Here is an 18,580-nt window from a genome sequence, read left to right as displayed (position 1 = left end):
CCGCCGAAACGCCCCTCGCCCGCCCAGGAGAGCCGGACCGACGCCGAGTCCGACGCCGCCGCGCGGGAGCTGCTGCGCCGCGAGCGACTCCAGGAGGACATGCTCAACCGGCCGGTCCGGGTCTTCCGCCTGTTCATGCTCGTGGTGACCGTGCTGATCGTGGCCGCGGCCGTGGCCGGCTACCTGGCGTGGTCCTTCGCGCTGCTCGGCCTGGTCGCCGCCGGCGGCGTGGCGGCCATCTGCAGCTACGCGCTCCTCCAGGGCGACCGGGCGGTCAAGTACCGCGTGCTGGAGCAGCAGGCCAGGAACGAGCGCCAGCGGCAGGAACGTGACAAGGAGCTGTTCCGGGCCCAGGAGGAGCACGCCGAGCGCTACCGCGAGTGGCAGGAGTCCAAGGAGCGGCACGACAAGCAGCTCACCTGGTACGCGGTCGCCGTGCCGGACGAGCTCGACCGCATCGACGTGGCCGGCGGCACCTTACCCGGATGGTCGGCGCTGATCACGCTGCTGGGCGCGACGCGGCTCTACAGCGGCGGTCATCTGACCGTGCTCGACCTGTCGGAGGGCGCGGTCGCCAAGGACCTGATCGAGCTGGCCCGCAAGGGCGGCGACGACCCGCTCGTCTGGGTGCTGCCCGTCGATCTGCCCAAGCTCGACCTCGGCGCCACGCTCAAGCCTGAGGCGTTCGCGGACGTGCTGGCGCACGTGGTGAGCGTCAGCGAGGAACACCGCTCCACGCGCGACCTCAGCTTCGACAACGCGATCCTGGAGCGGGTGCTGGAGGTGCTCGGCGAGAACGCGACGATCAGCCAGGTCACCGCCGCGCTGCGGGCGCTGGCGCAGGTGGGCGACCCGCGCGACGACCTGAGATTCGGGCTGATCACCGCCACGCAGCTGGAGCGCATCGGCACGCTGTTCGGGCGCGGGGTGAGCGACCGGGTGGTGATCGAGCGGGCCTGGGCGCTGGAGTCGCAGCTGCGCAAGCTGGAGACGCTGGGCACGCAGGCCGTACGCCTGCCGCCCGCCAGGCTCCGGGTGGTGAGCATGGACCGGCAGGCGGGCGTGTTCGGCAACCGGGTGCTCGGCACGTACGTGGCCACCGCGCTCACCCACATCCTGCGCCAGTCGCCCGCCTCCGACCGGCCCTGGTACCACACGATCATCGTGGCGGGCGCGGACAAGCTCCGCGGCGACGTGCTCGACCGGCTGATGGACGCCTGCGAGACCTCGCGTACCGGGCTCGTGCTGACCTACCGGTCGCTGACGCCGACCGTGCGCGAGCGGCTCGGCAGGGGGCACGCGGCGGTCGCGTTCATGCGGCTCGGCAACGCCGAGGACGCGCGGGTCGCCAGCGAGCACGTCGGCACCGAGCACCGGCTGGAGCTGGCCCAGCTCACCGAGACGATCAGCGACTCGCTGCCCGGCCTCGACGGCGGCTACACCTCCACGATCGCCGAGATGGAGGACGCCAGGGAAGAACGCGACGACAGCCAGGCCGACCTCGCGGGGGACATCACCGAGTCCACCGAGTGGGGCAGGACCGCCGACAAGATCTCGGAGAAGGAGCGGGTGCTGCAGCGCTCGCGCGAGTTCCTGGTCGAGCCGCACCAGCTCCAGCAGCTTCCCACCACCTCCGTGATCGTCACGGACGCCACGGCCGACGGCAGGCGCGTACGCCTCGCCGACGCCAACCCCGCCATCCTGACTTTCCCCAAGACCACGCTCGGCGAGCTGGAGGATCTGCGCGAGGTCGTGCTCGCGCTGGACGCGCAGGACCAGAACGGCGACGGAGACCCGCCCCCGAACCTCGGGCCACCACCGCCACGCCTGGACTGGCGCAAGGGCAGGCAATGACATGGTCAATGTCAAGGTGACGGACTGACGGTTGGCGGAATTTAACAAAGAACCGTCTGTGGGGGAATGAAATGCAGCCGAGTGTGGCGCTGAGTGGGCCTTGGTATCGAATCCAGTCGATCGCAGCACCCTCGCGAAGCTCATCGGCCGAGTGGGATTTCGTCACCGTGCTGCCGGCCGTGCTGTCGGCCGCGCAACGCGACCGCCCGTTCGTGATCGGGTGGCTCTCGCGCGGCTCGGGCGCGCCGCTGGAGCTCATCACCAACGCGGGCCCGCTGTCGCCTCCGCGCCAGCCGCGCAGGGCCACCGACCTGCCCGACCGCCAGTGCGGGCCGCAGCCGCTGCTGTTCCCCGGCGGGGCGCGCGGGGTGCAGCTCGACGAGGAGTATCTCGCCGACCTGGCGGACCTGGTGTGGACGCCGTGCCCGGGCCGCCAGGCGCCGCCGCTCGGGAGCAGGGGCCGCGAGTACGCCGAGCTCGACCCGGACGAGCTGAAGCGGCCGACGCTGTTCGAGTCGACGCTGGTCACGCTGATGTCCAGGCCGTTCGCCTGGCTGGTGGTGGCCGAGCCGACCGACCTGCTCGACGCCGAGGTGGCCCACCTGCGTACCCAGCTCAACGTGCTCAGGCAGTACGGCGACGCCTCCGAGCGCTCCCGCTTCGACGCCGAGCGCGCGGAGCGCCGGATGCAGGAGCTCGACGCCTTCCGCGAGGCGGGGCTGTGGAACGTACGGGTGCTGGCCGGCGGCGCCACGGCCGACGAGCTGCGGCAGATCGCGCCCGTCCTGGTCGGATCCGTCGAGATGAGCCACCACCCGTACCGGCTGCGCAGCTCCCACGGCGCCGTCTACGCGCTGTCGGAAGCGCTGGCGATCACCATGCAGGACCCGGCCGACGGCGCCGCGGCCCCGTTCGCGGCGACCGCGGGCGCGCTCGCGGCGCTGGCCGGGCTGCCCAGGCGGGAGGTCCCCGGCGTACGCGTGCTCGACTCGGGCTTCTTCGACGTGACCTCGGAGGCGGACGGCGGCGAGCTGGAGCTGGGCGAGATCCTCGACGGCCAGGACAGGGGCGTCGGCTCGTTCAGGGTGCCGCTGGCCACGCTCAACCGGCACGCGTTCGTCACCGGAGCCACCGGCTCCGGCAAGTCCCAGACGGTCAGGCACCTGCTGGAGCAGCTCAGCAGGGCCGGCATCCCGTGGCTGGCCATCGAGCCGGCCAAGTCCGAGTACGCCGCCATGGCCGGCCGCCTCGACGACCCGGTCACGGTGATCAACCCGTCGGCCCCCGACGGCGTGCCGCTCAGCATCAACCCGCTCGAACCCGAGCCCGGCTACCCGGTCCAGGCCCACATCGACATGGTCAGGGCGCTGTTCATGGCCGCGTTCGACGCCGAGGAGCCGTTCCCGCAGATCATGTCGCTGGCCCTGCAGCGCGTCTACGAGGCCACCGGCTGGGACGTCGTCACCGGCGGCGCGGTGCCCGGCTCGAACGTCCCGCCCAGCATCCCCACCCTCGAACAGCTCCAGCAGCACGCCATGGACGTCATCAAGGAGATCGGCTACGGCCGCGAGGTCCAGGCCGACGTGGAGGGCTTCATCTCGCTCAGGCTCCGCTCCCTGCGGGTCGGCTCGGCCGGGCGCTTCTTCGAGGGCGGTCACCCGGCTGACATCGGCGGCCTGCTGGAGCGCGACGTCGTGCTGGCGATCGAGGACGTGGCCAACGACGAGGACAAGGCGTTCCTCATGGGCACGCTGATCATCAGGATCGTCGAGCACCTGCGGATGCGGGCCAGGAAGGAGAAGTCCACCGACCTGCGCCACGTGATCGTGATCGAGGAGGCCCACCGGCTGCTGCGCGACCGCGGTCACGGGCGGGCCTCGACGCACGCGGTGGAGCTGCTGGCCGGCCTGCTCGCGGAGATCAGGGCGTACGGCGAGGGCATCGTGGTGGCCGAGCAGATCCCGACCAAGCTCGTCCCCGACGTGGTGAAGAACACCGCGCTGAAGGTCGTGCACCGGCTGCCCGCCGAGGACGACAGGAAGCTCGTCGGCGCCGCCATGAACCTCAGCGACGAGCAGTCCCGCCACGTCGTCTCGCTCCAGCCGGGCTCGGCGGCGGTGTTCGCCGACGGGATGGACCGGCCGCTGCGGGTCCGCGTGCCGCTGGGGGAGTCCAGGGAGAAGGTCCTGCCGGGGCCGCCGCCGCCCATCCGCGGCCGCAGGTCGGCGGCGTGCGGCCAGCAGTGCCGCACGGGGCTGGCCTGCACGCTGGTGGAGCTGCGCGAGGCCGACGTGCTCGCCGACTCGCCCGACTGGGCCTGGATGCGCATCTGGTGCGACACGGTCGTCCTCGCCTTCGTCAGCAACCGGCCGCTGCCCGGCGTGCCGCGCGCCCTGGCGGCCGGCTGGGCCGACCTGCCGGCCCGGCGCAGGGAGTGCCTGCTCGCCACCCTGATCGAGCGCTCGGTCCAGCGGCGGGCCTGGTCGCTGCGGAGCTGGTTCGACCCGTCACTGCTCACGGAGAAGGCGGCGGAGACGGCCAGCCGGCTGCTGTCCGCGGTCGAGAGCGGCGGCGAGCGGCCGGGCGCCTCGTGGGTCATCCCGCAGGTGCGCTGGCTGCACGAGGTGGACCGGCTCTTCCCGTACGGCCAGCCGGCCCCCAACCTGCGCAGCCCGGCCCCGCCCATGGAGTACGCGCTCTTCCGCCTGCCGGACGGCGCGGGATCTAGCGACCTCGTCCACACCGAGCTGCTCGGCCACCGGGCCAAGGCGCTGCGCCACCACCCGCTGTCGATGGAGGTGGACCACAACCGCGCGCTGGCCTGGCGGGTCATCCTCGGCGACGACGAGAACGAGGCGGTGCAGCGGGACGTCACCACGGTCGCGATCGGCATCGAGTCGTCGGCCCGGCTGCGGCACGTGGGGCAGACGATGGGGGCCGGATGGCTGGAGGGGGTGCTGTCGTGGCCGCGCCGCTTCGTGCTGCCGTTCGACCACGGGGGCGCCCCGGAGATCGCTTTCGCCGATTCCCCCAGCACCTGAGCGCCGTGTTTTCGTGTGCGTCATCAGATCTACGGTCAACCCCGACTAGGATCCTTGGGCATGACCCAGCTTCCTCTGCGGGCTCAGCTCGCCAGCGCCCTGGGCCGCAGTGCCGCCACACTGTCCAGGATGACCGGGCGCGGTGACGGCTCGGTGATCGGCGGGCGGGTCGGCCTGCTGCTGGAGCCAGACCTCCTGCGCAAGCTGGCCCGCGACCGCAAGCTGGCCCTGGTGAGCGCCACCAACGGCAAGACCACGACGACCAGGCTGATCACCTCGGCGCTGCTCGACCTCGGCGAGGTGGCCACCAACGCGTTCGGCGCCAACATGCCGGCGGGTCACGTCTCCGCGCTGTCCCAGCAGAAGGGCGCCCCCTACGGCGTCCTGGAGGTGGACGAGAAATACCTGCCCGAGGTGCTCGACACCACCGGCGCGGGCGTCGTCTGCCTGATGAATCTCAGCCGCGACCAGATGGACCGCGCGGCCGAGATCTGGCTGCTGGCACAGAAGTGGCGCAGGGCACTGTCCGGCAAACCCACCCACGTCATCGCCAACTGCGACGACCCGCTCGTGACCTGGGGCGCCTCGACGGCGGCCAAGGTCACCTGGGTCGCCGGCGGCCAGCGGTGGAAAGAAGACTCCTGGTGCTGCCCCGAGTGCGGCGGCCCGCTCGACCGCAAGGACGCCGACTGGGCGTGCAGGGAGTGCACCTTCCACCGGCCCGAGCCGCAGTGGGCGATCGACGACGAGGTGGCGGTCGACCCGCGCGGGCAGCGCTGGCTGCTCGACATCCAGCTCCCCGGCCTGGCCAACCGCTCCAACGCGGTGATGGCGCTGGCCGTGGCCGAGGCGTTCGGGGTGCCGGTGGAGCGGGCGCTGCCCCATCTCCGCGAGGTGACCTCGGTGGCGGGCCGCTACACCACCGTCGAGCGCGATGGCCGGCACGCGCGCCTGCTGCTGGCGAAGAACCCGGCGGGCTGGCTGGAGGCGTTCGACGTCGCCGACCCGCAGTTCCCGATCATCCTGTCGGTCAACGCGCAGGGTCCCGACGGCCGCGACACCTCGTGGCTGTGGGACGTCGACTACCGCATCCTGCGCGGCCGTCCCGTCTTCGTGACCGGCCAGCGCCGCCTCGACCTGGCACTCCGGCTCGACGTGGCCGAGGTGCCGTTCACGCTGTGCGGCACGTTCTCGGAGGCGCTGGCCATGCAGCCGCCCGGCCGGGTGGACGTGATCGCCAACTACACCGCCTTCCAATCGATCCGATCGGAGTTCGGTCGTGCCGTCTGACAGCGCCCTGCGCATCGTCTGGATCTACCCCGACCTGCTGAGCACGTACGGCGACCAGGGCAACGTCCTGGTCCTGGAGCAGCGGGCGCAGCGCAGGGGGATCGAGACCGAGACGATCCACGTACGCTCGGCCGACCCGGTCCCGGAGAGCGGCGACATCTACCTCATCGGCGGCGGCGAGGACCGCCCGCAGATCCTGGCCGCCGAGCGGCTGCGGCGCGACGGCGGCCTGCACCGCGCGATCGCGGGCGGCGCCGCCATGCTGGCCGTGTGCGCCGGCTACCAGATCATGGGCACGACGTTCGGCGGCGAGGAGGGGCAGCCGGTCGACGGCATCGCGCTCCTCGACATCGCCAGCTCGCGCGGCCCCGCGCGCGCGGTGGGCGAGCTGGTGGCGGAGGTGGACGCCGCACTCAACCTGCCCACGCTGACCGGCTTCGAGAACCACATGGGCATCACCCATCTGGGGCCCGGGGTCCGGCCGCTGTCCAAGACGAGCGTGGGCGTGGGCAACGGCGACGGCTTCGAGGGCTGCTACGCGGGCCACGTCGTCGGCACCTACCTGCACGGGCCGGCGCTGGCCCGCAACCCCGCGCTGGCCGACCTGCTGCTGTCGTGGCGGGCGGGGGAGCTGGCCCCGCTCGACGACTCGCGCTACGAGGCCCTGCGCCAGGAACGCCTGGCGGCCGTCGTACCGCACTGACGCCACGCCGCCGCGCCGGGCCGCTCCTACGCGGGCCCGGCCGGCGCGGTGAATCGCCCGAAGCGGGGTAGAGCGTGCGCCGTGGGATCCACTGTCACCGTCCCCCAGACGCGCGCGATGAGCGGCGACGAACTGTCCGCCGACGACGCGTGGGAGACCCTGCGCAAATACGGCGGCTGGCGCTTCGCCCGTGACTCCCTGATCAGGTTCAGGTACGGCGACGGCATGAGCCACGCGCGGGCGCTGGCCTTCCAGCTCTGCCTCGCGATCATCCCCGGCGCCATCGCGCTGGTCGGGCTGAGCGCGGTCACCCACCAGGAGGAGCTCGGCCGGGTGCTGGAGCTGACGCTGAGCGGCCTGGTGCCCGGAGGCGGCGCGGAGACGGTCACACAGGCGCTGGGAGGCCGGGGCAGCACCAGGGACGAGCTGGCGCTCTGGCTCGGCCTGGGGACCACTCTGGCGGCGCTGGCGACGGCCATGGCGCAGTTCGAGCGGGGCGCGAACCGGATCTACGGCGTCGAGCGCGACCGGCCGTTCCACCGCAAGTACGCCAGGGCGGCCGTGCTCGCCCTGACCGCCGGGGTCTTCATGATCACCGGGTTCACGATCCTGGTGGGCGGCGGCGAGCTGGGCGACGCGCTGGCGAAGGTCTACGACTGGGGCGCGGGGGCCCGGCGCGCCTTCGGGATCGCCCGCTGGCCGCTCGGCTTCCTGCTCGCGCTGACGTCCACCGTCACTCTGTTCCGCGCCTCGCCCAGGCGCAGGCAGCCGGGGCACACCTGGCTGGCGGTGGGCGCGCTGGTGTCGCTGGGGCTGTGGACGCTGTTCACGCTGGCGCTGGCGCTGTACACCGAGTACAACGGCACCTTCGGGCACACGTACGGGCCGCTGACGGCGGCCATGGCGCTGCTGCTGTGGTCGTTCCTCAGCTCGATCGCGCTGTTCTTGGGCATGGCGTTCGCGGCGCAGCTCGAAGCCTGCCGCGCGGGGTGCGGCGAGCCCGCTCACCCCGACCCGGGGCCAACGGCCGAGGAGGAGCGGGAGCCCCTGGTGGGCGCGGTCGGCTCGGCCGCGATCTCGACCGCGCGCGGGCTGGTCAGGGCCGTCAGAAGGCGGAAACGCGAGGTCTGACCAGGGTGCCGGTCAGTAGACCAGGGCCTGGGCCCCTTCGCGGACCGCCTCCTCGACGAACGCCGGCGCGCCCGCGATGCGTATCCCGTCGATGAGGTCGTCCACGGTGATGTTCCGGCGGGCGGCGCACTGCGTGCACAGCGTCACCCGCCCGGCCGCCAGGACGGCCTCCAGCAGGTCGGGCAGCGGTGCGGCGTGCGGCAGGCTGAACTCCTTGGCCCGGCCCGGCAGCGCGAACCACGACGCCTCGCCGGTGAGCCACAGAGAAACGGGTACGCCGCTCGCGAGCGCCGCGGCCGCGACCGTGAACGCCTGATTGCAGCGCTCGGGGGCGTCGGCTCCGGCGGTCACCTTGATCACCAGTGATCGTGCCATGACCGTCACCCTAGCCTCCGTGGCCCGCGGACGAAGGAGGAGCATGCCGATCGAGGCGGAGCTGAAGGCGGTCGTACGCGACCCCGCCCGGGTGCGGGCAGCACTCCGCGAGCGCGCGGACGAGCAGCTCAACGTCTATCGCGACGTCTATTACGACACCCCTGACCGGCGCCATTCGCGGGACGGGAGGGAGATCCGGCTGCGCGTGGTGGACGGGACGCGGAGCCTGCTCACGTACAAGGACCCGGTCGTGGACCGGGACAGCGGCTCCAAGCCCGAGTACGAGACGGCGGTGGCCGATCCCGTCGCGATGGACGCCGTGCTGCGCAAGCTCGGGCTGGAGGAGGTGATCAGGTACGAGAAGCGCTGCGCGAACTACCGGCTGGAGCGGTCGGGGCTCCCGCTGCTCGCCACCCTGGTCGCGGTGCCCGAGCTGGCGGGCACGTTCCTGGAGGTCGAGGCCGTCGTCGAGCCGGCGGCGGTGCCCGCCGCGCTGCGCGTGGTCAGGCAGGTGCTGGCTGAGCTCGGGATCGGCGGCGAAGACCTCACGACAGAGCTGTACACCGAGGCCGTACGGCGGGTCAGGAGCACTACCCTTGACGACCATGGAAGAACCTGAGATGCACCCTGACCTGGAGCCGATCGCGTTCCTGCTCGGCCGGTGGGAAGGCGCCGGAGTGGGTGGATACCCGACCATCGAGAGCTTCAACTTCGGCCAGGAGATCGAGTTCGGGCACAACGGTAAGCCGTTCCTGAGCTACGTGAGCCGCACCTGGCTGCTCGACCAGGACGGAACCCGGGTCAGGCCGCTGGCGACCGAGTCGGGATACTGGCGGCCGCAGCCCGACAGGCAGGTCGAGGTGGTGCTGGCGCACCCGACCGGGATCGTCGAGATCTACATCGGCGAGGTGGTCTTCCACAAGATCGAGCTGCGCACGGACGTCGTCGCGCGCACGTCCACGGCCAAGGAGTACACCGCGGGCCACCGGCTCTACGGGCTCGTCAAGGGCAATCTCATGTGGGCCTACGAGATGGCGGCCGTCGGCCACCCGCTGACCGACCACATGTCCGCCGAGCTGAAGAAGGTAACTTGAGCCGTTATGAGCACGCCTTTCACCGCTGACGCCGTCGAGGCGATCAAGCGCCACATGAATGACGACCACGCCGGCGACTCGCTGATCATCGTGCGCGCGCTGGGCGGGCGGCCCGATGCCACCTCGGCCGTGACGAGTGACGTGGACGCCGAGGCGATCGAGTTCACGGTGGACGGCGCGGAGCGGGTGCGGGTGCCCTGGGGGGAGACGCTGACCGAGCGGGCCCAGGTGCGCAAGGCCGTGGTGCGGCTCTACCAGGACGCCTGCGCCAAGCTCGGCCTCCCGCCCCGCGGTGAGCACTAGCGGGCCGCAGGCTCGCGGTGAGCACTGAGCGGGCCGCAGGCTCGCGGCGAGCACTCAGCGGGCCGCAGGCTCGCGGCGAGCACTCAGCGGGCCGGAAGGGTCGCGGGTCAGTCCTTGATCGTGGTGCCCTGCGCGGAGACGAGCCGCCAGGCGCCGTCGGAGGCGGCGGCGTAGACGTGGGTGTAGCGGCTGCCGGCGCTGAACGCGGTGCCGTCGGGGCCGGTGAAGCTCATCCCGGTACGCCCCACGATGATGGCCACCTCGCCGAGGACCCGGACGATCGCCTCGTCCGGGAACGAAGTGATCCGCGGGAACCGGAGCGCCCCGGACGCCATCAGGTCCAGGACTACCCCTTTGTCGGCGACGGCGCCGTCCTCGACCCCCACCAGGACGAAATCGTCGGACAGCAGCGCTTCGAGCAGGTCGCGGTCGCCTGACACCAAGGCGTCGAAGAAGCTCTGGTCGTGCTGGAGAAGCGTGTCCCGGTCCGTGGTCATGCGTGTCCGTTCCGTCGAGGCCGAGAGCCGAGGGTAGACCTTGACGTCAGTGACAAGGTCAACCGTCTTCTCGCCCGCGATGGGCGCCCTCGGTGGGCAACGCCCTCCGGACATGAAGAAGGGCCCCAGGCAACACTCCGCCTGCCGTGCAGACGGGCCGGATGGACCAACGGGCCAGGATGAGATCCCGCCCTCCGGCTGCCAGGGGCCCCGGTGGTTGCCTCGAATTCGCCTAACGGCACGAGACAACAGTCCGCGACGTCAGCGGACAACCACCTCGCTAGTCCAACTATGAATCACCATTGTTTGGACCACCTCCTTTCCGCGTACCACCGAAGCTATGCGCTCCTCCGCGAAACGGGCAAGTGAATATCGCCGGGCCGTACACTCGGGTCATGACGGAGACTCAGTGGCACGAAGAACTCCGCGCGAAGGGCTACCGGGTCACCCCTCAGCGGCAGCTCGTCCTGGAGGCGGTCAAGGCGCTGGAGCACGCCACTCCGGAGGAGATCTGCGTCAAGGTCCGCGAGACGGCCCGCGGGGTGAACATCTCGACCGTCTACCGCACGCTGGAGCTGCTCGAAGAGCTCGGCATGGTCACGCACACCCATCTGGGCCACGGTGCGCCGACCTACCACCTGGCCTCCGAGGCCGATCACGTGCACCTGGTGTGCCGGGGCTGCGACAAGGTGTTCGAAGTGCGCCCGGAGCTGGCGGAAGGGCTGGTCAGGGGCCTGGACGAGGAGCTGGGGTTCGTCGCGGACGTGCATCACCTGACCGTCTTCGGACGTTGCCGCAACTGCCGCTAGCCTGGAAGACATGCGTAGCCCTCTGCTCGATCTCCCCGGCGCCGTCGCGGCCGACGGGCCCGATTCCGACGTAGCCGCGCACTATGGCGACCTGTTCGCCGAGCAGCGCGCGCTGGCCAAGGGCGAGGCGGTGGTCGACCGCAGCAACCGCGAGGTGATCCGCGTCTCCGGCGTGGACCGGCTGAAATGGCTCAATGACCTGACCTCGCAAAAGCTCGACAAGCTGGCCCCCGGCGAGTGGACGCAGACGCTCGACCTCGACCTCCAGGGTCGCGTGCAGCACCATCTGACGCTGGTCGACGACGGTGAGAGCCTGCTGGCCCACGTCGAGCCCGGCACCGCGCAGAGCCTGGTCGACTATCTCGACCGCATGCGGTTCATGCTGCGGGTGGAGGTGTCGCGGGCCGACGAGCTGGCCGTGCTGTCCACGGCCGACGAAGACTTCCTGGTGCCGCGCGAGGAGCTGGCCGAGCACCTGGGCAAGCCCCTGGCGGGGCTGTGGGCCTACGAGGCGCTGCGCATCGAGGCGCACCGGCCGCGGCTGGGCTTCGAGACCGACCACAAGACGATTCCGCACGAAGTGGGGTGGATCGGGGCGGCCGTCCACCTGAGCAAGGGCTGCTACCGGGGCCAGGAGACGGTGGCCCGGGTGCACAACCTGGGGCATCCGCCGCGCCGCCTGGTGTTCCTGCACCTCGACGGCAGCGTCGACACGCTGCCGGTGCACGGCGCGCCGGTGATCTTCGAGAGCCAGGAGGTCGGCGTGGTCGGCTCGGCCGCCCGGCACCACGAGCTCGGGCCCATCGCGCTGGCGGTGATCAAGCGTACGGTGCCGGTGGACGCGACGCTGCTGGCCGGTGGGGTGGCCGCGGCGCAGGAGGTCATCGTGCCGCCGGACGCGGGCCGCAACGTCAGCATCGACCCGTCGCTGCGCCGCCGCATCCGCTGACCCCGGGCCGGGCGCGACGCCGGGCCGGGCGCTGACCCCGGGCGCTGACCCCGGGCGCTGACCCCGGGCCGGGCCCCTCAGCCTCTCTCCGGCTCTCTCAGGCTTGCTCAGGCTCCCTCAAGGGCTGTGCGGGCCTGCTAAGGGGCCGAGCCCGTGCCGGGGCTGCGCTGAGCTCTGACGGCTCGGCCGGCTCGGCCCAGGGGGCGTCAGACGTCGAGGACGAGGGTGATCGGGCCGTCGTTGACGAGCGACACCCGCATGTCCGCGCCGAAGACGCCCGTCTCCACGTGCGCGCCGAGCCCGCGCAGCTCCGCCACCACGGCCTCCACCAGCGGCTCGGCGACCGGTCCAGGGGCGGCCGCCTGCCACGTGGGCCGCCGGCCCTTGCGCGCGTCGCCGTACAGGGTGAACTGGCTGATCACCAGGAGCGGCGCGGAGACGTCCGAGCAGGACTTCTCGCCGTGCAGGATGCGCAGCCCCCACAGCTTGGCGGCCAGCTTCGCGGCCTCGGCCCGCGTGTCCGTGTGCGTGACCCCCACCAGGACCAGCAGCCCCGGCTCCTCGACCGCCCCGACCGTACGCCCTTCGACCTCGACCGACGCCGAACTCACCCGCTGCACCACTGCTCGCATGGGATCCCATTGTGGACCAGGAAAAACACCGGCAAAACCGGTCCGTAGACTCGTGGTGAAAGGGGACGTGAAATGTCGATGGTTGTGGAAGTTGTCCGGTCCGGGTTCGTGGAGTCCAGGCATCAGGCTCGTGTGCTGACCGTGGACGCGGAAGGACGCCCGGTCGAGACTCGGGGCGCGGTGCACGTTCCCGCGTCGCCACGGTCGTCGATGAAGCCGTTGCAGGCGCTCGGCATGCTCCGCGCCGGGCTGCGGCTGGAGGACGAGCTGCTCGCGCTGGCCTGCGCCTCGCACTCGGGAGAGCCGTTCCACGTGGACGGCGTGCGGAAGATCCTCGCCGGGGCGGGTCTGGAGGAGCCGGCGCTGCTGTGTCCTGAGGACTACCCGGCCGACCGGACGGTGACCGAGCGCGGCCGCGTCTACATGAACTGCTCGGGCAAGCACGCGGCCATGCTGGCCACCTGCGTGCTCAACGACTGGCCGCTGACCACCTACCTGGAGCCTGCGCACCCGCTGCAGCGTGCCATCAGGGAGACGGTGGAGGACCTGACCGGCGAGCGGATCGCGGCCTCCGGCGTGGACGGCTGCGGGGCGCCGCTGTTCTTCGTGTCGATGCTCGGGGTGGTCAAGGCGTTCAGGTCGTTCCCGATGTCGTCGGAGGACTCGTACGAGCGCAAGATCTTCGAGGCCATGCGCACCTACCCCGAGTGGACCTCGGGCACCGACCGGCCCGAGGCCAAGCTCATGCGCGCTCTGCCCGGGCTCATGCTGAAGGCGGGGGCGGAGGCGTTCGACGCGTTCGCGTTCGAGGACGGCCGCGCCGGGACCATCAAGATCGAGGACGGCTCGCAGCGCGCCCGCGTCCCCGTCACCGTGGCGGCGCTGCGCTCGCTCGGCCTGGACGCGCCCGAGCTGGCCGAGCTGGCCGTCCCGCCGGTGCTCGGCGGCGGCCGCCCGGTGGGGGAGCTGCGGATCCGCTAGAGCGTGCGGAACTGGCGGGTGGCGGAGATGGCGCCTGAGGTCGTCGTGGTGAACGTGCGCATCGACCCCGCGAACTTGGACAGGTCCCACTCCGCCGGCCCGTGATACCAGTACAGGTTGTCGGACTGGTGGCCGTTGCCGGTGACCGAGGCCACCACCCGCGACCAGTGCTCCACCCCGTCGAAGATCACCGCGTAGGGCAGGTAGCGGGAGAACAGCTCCACCCGGTGCTGCTCGGGCACCTCACCCAGCTCGCCGGAGAACAGGTAGTCGCGAAAGCCCATCGTGTGCGCCAGCGCCGCCGAGCCCTTGGCCGTCTTGGCCGGCATGTACTGGCCGCCGACGGCCAGCGCGCCGCCCGCGATGACCAGGGCCAGGCCCAGCAGCCCGTACGTGGTGAACCAGGCCAGCGCCACCGTGGCCACCAGCCCCACGCCGATCAGGATCACGCCGATCGTCGTCCACCTGGTGCGCTCGGTGTCCGGGCGGCGGGCGAACCAGCCCTGCTTGACCACGTCGGCGTACAGGGCGTCGCGCACCTTGCCCAGATGGCTGGCGAACGAGCCGGACAGCTGCGACAGCAGCACCGCGTCCCGGCCGTCGAAGATGGCCTGGTAGAGCGCGAGCTCGTACGGCAGGAGCGCGTTGACGGGCGCGCTCGGCAGCCGGACCAGCAGCCAGTCGGGCGCGTCGTAGGTCTGGCGGGGCTGCTCGTCGATCCGCAGGTAGCCGCGGACCGCGAGGTCCACGATGGTGGCGGTCACGTCGACCACGTCGGCCTGCTCGTCCACCAGCGTGCCGATCTGGCCGGGACGCACCCCGTCGGGCGGGGAGAAGTGCCCGTTCTGCACTGGATCGACCGAGCCGCTCTCGTGGCCGGCGACCCGGGCGTCCCGGCCCCGCGTCCAGTAGAGCAGGCCCAGGCCGCCGAGCAGCAGCAGGAGCAGGCCGGCCAGGGCGCCGCCGGTGACGGTGTTCAGGGTGAAGGCGGCGGCCAGCGAGAACCGCTTCTCCAGGATCGGCGTGCCGCTGCTGGAGCCCTTCGGGTAGCCGACCACCACGGTCAGGGCCTGGCCCTGCGCGATGTTCTCCTGCTCGAAGTCGGCCTGGGTGGCCGAGTGGTCCATGGAGGCGGAGGTGCAGCCGATGGCCGAGGTCAGCTCGCCGGCGAAGCAGGACAGGTTCTGGACCTGCCCCGGGCCGTTGACCTTGACGGTGGCCTTGGCGACCTCGGTGTTCCAGCCGCTCACGGCGAACCAGCGCAGCTCCTCGACGCCGCCCGAGGTGGTCACCGCGCCCTTGACGTCGTACTCGACGCTCTGGCCCGTCACGGTGAGCACGTCCCCCGCCAGGGTGCCGCCCTTGACGTTCGAGATCCGGTAGAGGCGGTCGTTGCCGTCGTCGTACCGCGTCCTGGTGATGAGCGTCCGCTTGAGCTGCCCGGACGCCCCGCTGATCTTCTCGACCACGTGCAGGGTGCCGTCCTTGCCGAGGGTCATCGTCACCTCGTCGGTGATCCCGGCCTCCGCGGCCACGGCGGGGGCGGCGGTCAACGTCAGAGCGGTGGCCGCCAGGGTGGCCATCGTGAGTCTGAAACCCGTCATGGCGGCAAATCGTATCGGTTCGGACTTGTCAGTCCAGCGAGATGCTGCGGGCCGCCTGCTGAATGCTCTCCGGAGCCGCGCCCTGACCGGTGTTCTCGAAGGCCAGCGCCTGGTTGGCGGTCACGAACGGGCGCATGCGCTCCTCGTAGCGCTCGAAGGCCGTCGCGGGGTTCGCGACCAGCTCCTGAGCCAGCACGTACGCCCCCACGAAGGCCAGGCTCGTGCCCTGCCCGGACAGCGGCGAGGCGCAGTAGCCCGCGTCGCCCACGAGCGCGACCCGGCCCTTGCACCAGTGCTCCATTTTGACCTGGGCCATGGAGTCGAAGTAGAAGTCGTCGGACTTCCACATGGCCGCCAGCAGCCTGGGCGCCTCGTAGACCCCGGTGCAGCGGTCCTGGATGAGCTGCTTCTGCTGCTCGATGTCGCGGTAGTCGTAGTCGATCACGTCGGATCTGAAGCCCAGGTTGACCCGCATCTCGCTGGGGTCGCGGTCGCTGAAGAGCGCGCCGCCCGCCTCGCCCTCGTTGAACCAGGTCTGCCAGTGGTCCAGGCCGAGGAAGTTGTCGGCGGTGAAGATGGAGAGGTACGTGCCGAGGTGGTGCAGGAACTGCGACTCCTCGCCGAAGGCCAGCCGCCGCACGTTCGAGTGCAGGCCGTCGGCGCCGATCACGTAGTCGTAGCGGTCGCGCCGGCCGCTGTCGAAGGTGACCTCGCCGTCCTCCGCGAGCGTGGCGATCGAGTCGCCGTAGAGGTAGGTGGCGTCGGAGGCGGCGATGAGGATGGCGTTGAGGTCGTCCCGCATGATCTCGACGTCCGGGCTGTCGAACGCGCCGCCGCTGAGCGTGGCCGTCTCGTCGCGCATGAGCTCGTTGCCCTGGGTGTCCACCATCGACATGCCCCGCATGGTCGTGCGCAGCTTCTTGATCTCGTCCAGCACGCCCATCCGCTCGGCCACGGTCAGCGCGGCGCCCCTGACGTCGATGGCCTGGCCGCCCTTGCGCGGGGCCGGGGCCCGCTCGACGACCGTCACGTCGTGCCCGTGCCGCCGCAGCCAGTAGGCCAGGACGGGGCCGCCGACGCTCGCGCCGGAGATGAGGACCTTCATGATGCGCTCCCTGTTGTTGACGTTGTACGCAGCACTGAATGTACGGTGTACAAACAGGCGTCCACAAGGGTATTGTTGGAGGATCTGTACTAGTACAGGGGGATCGATGACCAATCCTGGCGCGCGCATCGCGGCCGACATCAAGCAGCGCATCGCCGACGGCAGGCTGCGGCCCGGCGACCGGGTGCCCTCCACCAGACAGCTGGCCAGAGACTGGGGCGTGGCCCTGGCCACGGCGGCAAAGGTGCTCACCCGGCTGGCACAGGAGGGCGTGGTGGTCGCGGAGCCGCGCGTGGGCACGGTCGTGGCGGAGCCGCGCGCGGGAAACGTCTCGGCGGGGCCGCGCGCCGGGACCGTGGCGGCGGGGCCGGTGGGTGCGGCGAATGCGGGGAGCGCGGGAAGCGCGGGAAGCTCTGGTGGCAAGGGGGCGCGGCGGGTGGCCCCGGGGCGCGATCCGGCCCGCGAGCGCATAGTGCGCGCGGCCATCGAGATCGCCGACGCGGAAGGTCTGGCGGAGCTGACCATGCGCAGGGTCGCGGGCGTGCTCGGCATGGCGACCATGTCCCTCTACCGGCACGTGGCCGGCAAGGAGGACCTGGTCATGCTCATGATCGACACCGCGATAGGCCGGTTCCCGCTGCCCGAGGATGCGCCCCGGGGATGGCGGGCCAGGCTGGAGATCTCCGCCCGCCTGCAGTGGGCCGTCTACCGCGCCCATCCGTGGTCGGCCGGGGTCACGCCGCTGACCCGGCCGCTGGCCTCGCCCAGCCTGCTCAAGCACAGCGAGTTCGTCATGGAGGCGCTGCAGGACACCGGCGTCGACGCCATGACCAAGATGTACGTCCAGATCCTGATCTACAGCTACGTGCAGGGCATCGGCACCCACATCGAGCTGGAACGGCAGGCCAAGGCGGCCACCGGGGTCACCGGCGACGAGTGGGTCGAGGGGCAGGAGGAGCTCCTGCGGCTGGTCACGACCGCCAACCCGGCCATGGCCAGGATGCTCGCCGAGCTGGGCGACTTCGACCTCGATCTCGACTGGCTCTTCGAGTTCGGGCTCGGCCCGCTGCTCGACGGGCTGACCCCGTTGCTCGACGGGCCGACCCCGCTGGTCGAGCCGGGTTAGTCGGAGATCTGGATGCGCAGGCGGCGGAAGCCGCGGCCCTTGCTCTCGATCTTGGCCACCTTGATGTGGCCGATCTGCTTGGTCGAGGCCACGTGGGTGCCGCCGTCCGCCTGCGTGTCGAGGCCGACGATGTCGACGATCCGGACATCCTCCACGGTCTCCGGCACCAGGTTGGTGGCCGTACGGATGATGTCAGGAATCTCGAAGGCTTCCTTGCGAGGCAGGACCCGCACGTCGATGCGCCGGTCGGCGACGATCTCGGCGTTGCAGGCGGCCTCCACGGCCTCCTTGAACCCGGCGGGCACCTCGGGCAGGTTGAAGTCCATCCGCGCGCTGAGCTCGTCCATGTTGCCGCCGGTGACCAGGCAGCCGTAATCCCTGAACACCACCCCGCACAGCACGTGCAGCCCCGAGTGCGTACGCATGAGCGCCGAGCGCCGCGGGTCGGCCACCGCGGCCTCGACCACGGTGCCCACGGGCGGGATCGGGTCGCCCTCCACCGGGATCAGGTAGAGGTCGTCGCCCTTGCGCACCCCCGCGATGCGGGTCTCCACGCCCTGCCAGACCAGTACGCCGTGATCCGCCGGCTGACCGCCTCCGCCTGGATAGAATGCCGACCTGCTGAGCACGATCCCCTCAGGCGTCGCGTCCAGCACGACGGCCTCGAAGTCGCGCAGGTTCTGGTCGGAAAGTTCCAGCCGTTGCGTGCGTCCGTGGAGGTCGTGGGTCATATCGGCAGCTTAGTGCCCGAGGTGGTCATGCGCGGCCTGACGCGTCGTTCCCGGTTCGCGCCGGTCATCGCGATGCTGGCGCTGTCCGGCTGCGGCGTCGTCGCCGGCCGCACCCCGCCGCGCTCGCCCGTCGTCAGCCCTCCCGGCGACCCTGCCGCCACCCCTGCCGTCAACGCCGCTGCCACCGCTGCCGCTCCGGCGCGGCCGGTGGCTCCGGTGCTGATGTTCGTGGGTGACAGCTTCACCGTGGGGTCCGGCCCGGTGCCGGTGTGGCGGACGTACGCGTCGGAGACCGCGCGCCTGCTGGGCTGGCAGCCGGTCATCGCGGGGGCGGGCGGCACGGGCTATCTCAACG

At 71.4% G+C, this 18,580-nt stretch carries 18 protein-coding genes and 1 pseudogene; 13 read left to right on the top strand and 6 right to left on the bottom strand.

Going from position 1 to position 18,580, the window contains the following annotated elements:
* From ETD85_RS47035 to ETD85_RS47015, 5 genes are all read left to right on the top strand, one after another.
* Window positions 1-1,854: hypothetical protein (locus ETD85_RS47035; protein WP_206059316.1), on the top strand; the 1,854-nt coding region annotated here is incomplete at its 5' end.
* Between the two features lie 167 nt (window positions 1,855-2,021).
* Window positions 2,022-4,895, top strand: coding sequence for an ATP-binding protein (locus ETD85_RS47030; protein ID WP_240779883.1), 2,874 nt, complete (start codon window positions 2,022-2,024; stop codon window positions 4,893-4,895).
* A gap of 60 nt (window positions 4,896-4,955) precedes the next feature.
* Complete coding sequence (locus ETD85_RS47025) at window positions 4,956-6,185, top strand: MurT ligase domain-containing protein (RefSeq protein ID WP_138696358.1); 1,230 nt, start codon at window positions 4,956-4,958, stop codon at window positions 6,183-6,185.
* On the top strand, window positions 6,175-6,888 hold the full coding sequence (locus tag ETD85_RS47020) for a type 1 glutamine amidotransferase (protein WP_138696357.1): 714 nt from the start codon (window positions 6,175-6,177) through the stop codon (window positions 6,886-6,888). Before ETD85_RS47025 ends, ETD85_RS47020 begins: the two co-directional genes overlap by 11 nt.
* Window positions 6,889-6,969: 81 nt before the next feature.
* Complete coding sequence (locus tag ETD85_RS47015; protein WP_138696356.1) at window positions 6,970-8,019, top strand: YihY/virulence factor BrkB family protein; 1,050 nt, start codon at window positions 6,970-6,972, stop codon at window positions 8,017-8,019.
* A 12-nt stretch (window positions 8,020-8,031) separates the two neighbouring features.
* Here ETD85_RS47015 and ETD85_RS47010 read toward each other — a convergent pair whose 3' ends face one another.
* Window positions 8,032-8,394: a DsrE family protein gene (locus tag ETD85_RS47010; protein ID WP_138696355.1), complete on the bottom strand. Its 363-nt coding sequence runs from the start codon at window positions 8,392-8,394 to the stop codon at window positions 8,032-8,034.
* Window positions 8,395-8,437: 43 nt separating this feature from the next.
* Here ETD85_RS47010 and cyaB point away from each other — a divergent pair, with 43 nt between their 5' ends.
* The 3 genes from cyaB to ETD85_RS46995 are packed head-to-tail and all read left to right on the top strand — an operon-like array spanning window position 8,438 to window position 9,791.
* Window positions 8,438-9,013: a class IV adenylate cyclase gene (cyaB, locus tag ETD85_RS47005; protein WP_138696354.1), complete on the top strand. Its 576-nt coding sequence runs from the start codon at window positions 8,438-8,440 to the stop codon at window positions 9,011-9,013.
* The gene (locus tag ETD85_RS47000; protein ID WP_170247218.1) at window positions 9,000-9,488 is read left to right on the top strand and encodes a heme-binding beta-barrel domain-containing protein; all 489 of its coding nucleotides are present in this window, start codon (window positions 9,000-9,002) and stop codon (window positions 9,486-9,488) included. Before cyaB ends, ETD85_RS47000 begins: the two co-directional genes overlap by 14 nt.
* 6 nt (window positions 9,489-9,494) lie before the next feature.
* Window positions 9,495-9,791, top strand: coding sequence for a DUF2470 domain-containing protein (locus tag ETD85_RS46995; RefSeq protein ID WP_138696353.1), 297 nt, complete (start codon window positions 9,495-9,497; stop codon window positions 9,789-9,791).
* Between the two features lie 107 nt (window positions 9,792-9,898).
* Here ETD85_RS46995 and ETD85_RS46990 read toward each other — a convergent pair whose 3' ends face one another.
* Window positions 9,899-10,288: a YybH family protein gene (locus ETD85_RS46990; RefSeq protein ID WP_170247217.1), complete on the bottom strand. Its 390-nt coding sequence runs from the start codon at window positions 10,286-10,288 to the stop codon at window positions 9,899-9,901.
* A 395-nt stretch (window positions 10,289-10,683) separates the two neighbouring features.
* Here ETD85_RS46990 and ETD85_RS46985 point away from each other — a divergent pair, with 395 nt between their 5' ends.
* A complete protein-coding gene (locus tag ETD85_RS46985) occupies window positions 10,684-11,097 on the top strand; it encodes a Fur family transcriptional regulator (protein ID WP_138696351.1) in 414 nt (137 codons plus the stop codon).
* A gap of 10 nt (window positions 11,098-11,107) precedes the next feature.
* A complete protein-coding gene (ygfZ, locus tag ETD85_RS46980; protein WP_138696350.1) occupies window positions 11,108-12,046 on the top strand; it encodes a CAF17-like 4Fe-4S cluster assembly/insertion protein YgfZ in 939 nt (312 codons plus the stop codon).
* A 206-nt stretch (window positions 12,047-12,252) separates the two neighbouring features.
* Here ygfZ and dtd read toward each other — a convergent pair whose 3' ends face one another.
* Window positions 12,253-12,678, bottom strand: a complete 426-nt coding sequence (dtd, locus tag ETD85_RS46975) for a D-aminoacyl-tRNA deacylase (protein WP_138696349.1) — start codon at window positions 12,676-12,678, stop codon at window positions 12,253-12,255.
* A gap of 78 nt (window positions 12,679-12,756) precedes the next feature.
* Here dtd and ETD85_RS46970 point away from each other — a divergent pair, with 78 nt between their 5' ends.
* Window positions 12,757-13,659 (top strand): asparaginase, encoded by a 903-nt coding sequence (locus ETD85_RS46970; protein WP_240779882.1) that lies wholly within the window; start codon window positions 12,757-12,759, stop codon window positions 13,657-13,659.
* Here the strand turns inward: ETD85_RS46970 and ETD85_RS46965 are convergent.
* Both ETD85_RS46965 and ETD85_RS46960 read right to left on the bottom strand, forming a co-directional pair.
* Window positions 13,656-15,263: a DUF2207 domain-containing protein gene (locus ETD85_RS46965; protein ID WP_138696347.1), complete on the bottom strand. Its 1,608-nt coding sequence runs from the start codon at window positions 15,261-15,263 to the stop codon at window positions 13,656-13,658. The two genes, ETD85_RS46970 and ETD85_RS46965, sit on opposite strands and share 4 nt — an antisense overlap.
* A 28-nt stretch (window positions 15,264-15,291) precedes the next feature.
* The gene (locus tag ETD85_RS46960; RefSeq protein ID WP_138696346.1) at window positions 15,292-16,368 is read right to left on the bottom strand and encodes an FAD-dependent monooxygenase; all 1,077 of its coding nucleotides are present in this window, start codon (window positions 16,366-16,368) and stop codon (window positions 15,292-15,294) included.
* Window positions 16,369-16,474: 106 nt separating this feature from the next.
* Here ETD85_RS46960 and ETD85_RS46955 point away from each other — a divergent pair, with 106 nt between their 5' ends.
* Window positions 16,475-17,494: a GntR family transcriptional regulator gene (locus tag ETD85_RS46955; RefSeq protein ID WP_138696345.1), complete on the top strand. Its 1,020-nt coding sequence runs from the start codon at window positions 16,475-16,477 to the stop codon at window positions 17,492-17,494.
* Here ETD85_RS46955 and ETD85_RS46950 read toward each other — a convergent pair.
* Entirely contained in the window at window positions 17,491-18,225 is a 735-nt protein-coding gene (locus ETD85_RS46950) for an alanyl-tRNA editing protein (protein ID WP_138696344.1), read from the bottom strand. The two genes, ETD85_RS46955 and ETD85_RS46950, sit on opposite strands and share 4 nt — an antisense overlap.
* 27 nt (window positions 18,226-18,252) lie before the next feature.
* On the opposite strand from ETD85_RS46950, the pseudogene ETD85_RS46945 reads away from it, so the two are divergent.
* A pseudogene (locus ETD85_RS46945) lies at window positions 18,253-18,580 on the top strand (hypothetical protein); the annotation flags it as partial.

Source organism: Nonomuraea zeae, from assembly GCF_005889725.1.
GTDB classification, from domain to species: Bacteria; Actinomycetota; Actinomycetes; order Streptosporangiales; family Streptosporangiaceae; genus Nonomuraea; species Nonomuraea zeae.
This window is presented reverse-complemented; position numbering and strand designations above follow the sequence as displayed.

Bases quoted from the DNA above. Each gene is read 5' to 3' on its own strand.
- ETD85_RS46950 (WP_138696344.1), bottom strand. From the start codon at position 18,225: ATGACCCACGACCTCCACGGACGCACGCAACGGCTGGAACTTTCCGAC.
- ETD85_RS47000 (WP_170247218.1), top strand. From the start codon at position 9,000: ATGGAAGAACCTGAGATGCACCCTGACCTGGAGCCGATCGCGTTCCTG.
- ETD85_RS46995 (WP_138696353.1), top strand. From the start codon at position 9,495: ATGAGCACGCCTTTCACCGCTGACGCCGTCGAGGCGATCAAGCGCCAC.
- ETD85_RS47025 (WP_138696358.1), top strand. From the start codon at position 4,956: ATGACCCAGCTTCCTCTGCGGGCTCAGCTCGCCAGCGCCCTGGGCCGC.
- ygfZ (WP_138696350.1), top strand. From the start codon at position 11,108: ATGCGTAGCCCTCTGCTCGATCTCCCCGGCGCCGTCGCGGCCGACGGG.
- ETD85_RS46970 (WP_240779882.1), top strand. From the start codon at position 12,757: ATGGTTGTGGAAGTTGTCCGGTCCGGGTTCGTGGAGTCCAGGCATCAG.
- ETD85_RS47010 (WP_138696355.1), bottom strand. From the start codon at position 8,394: ATGGCACGATCACTGGTGATCAAGGTGACCGCCGGAGCCGACGCCCCC.
- cyaB (WP_138696354.1), top strand. From the start codon at position 8,438: ATGCCGATCGAGGCGGAGCTGAAGGCGGTCGTACGCGACCCCGCCCGG.
- ETD85_RS46960 (WP_138696346.1), bottom strand. From the start codon at position 16,368: ATGAAGGTCCTCATCTCCGGCGCGAGCGTCGGCGGCCCCGTCCTGGCC.
- ETD85_RS46990 (WP_170247217.1), bottom strand. From the start codon at position 10,288: ATGACCACGGACCGGGACACGCTTCTCCAGCACGACCAGAGCTTCTTC.
- dtd (WP_138696349.1), bottom strand. From the start codon at position 12,678: ATGCGAGCAGTGGTGCAGCGGGTGAGTTCGGCGTCGGTCGAGGTCGAA.
- ETD85_RS46985 (WP_138696351.1), top strand. From the start codon at position 10,684: ATGACGGAGACTCAGTGGCACGAAGAACTCCGCGCGAAGGGCTACCGG.
- ETD85_RS46955 (WP_138696345.1), top strand. From the start codon at position 16,475: ATGACCAATCCTGGCGCGCGCATCGCGGCCGACATCAAGCAGCGCATC.
- ETD85_RS46965 (WP_138696347.1), bottom strand. From the start codon at position 15,263: ATGACGGGTTTCAGACTCACGATGGCCACCCTGGCGGCCACCGCTCTG.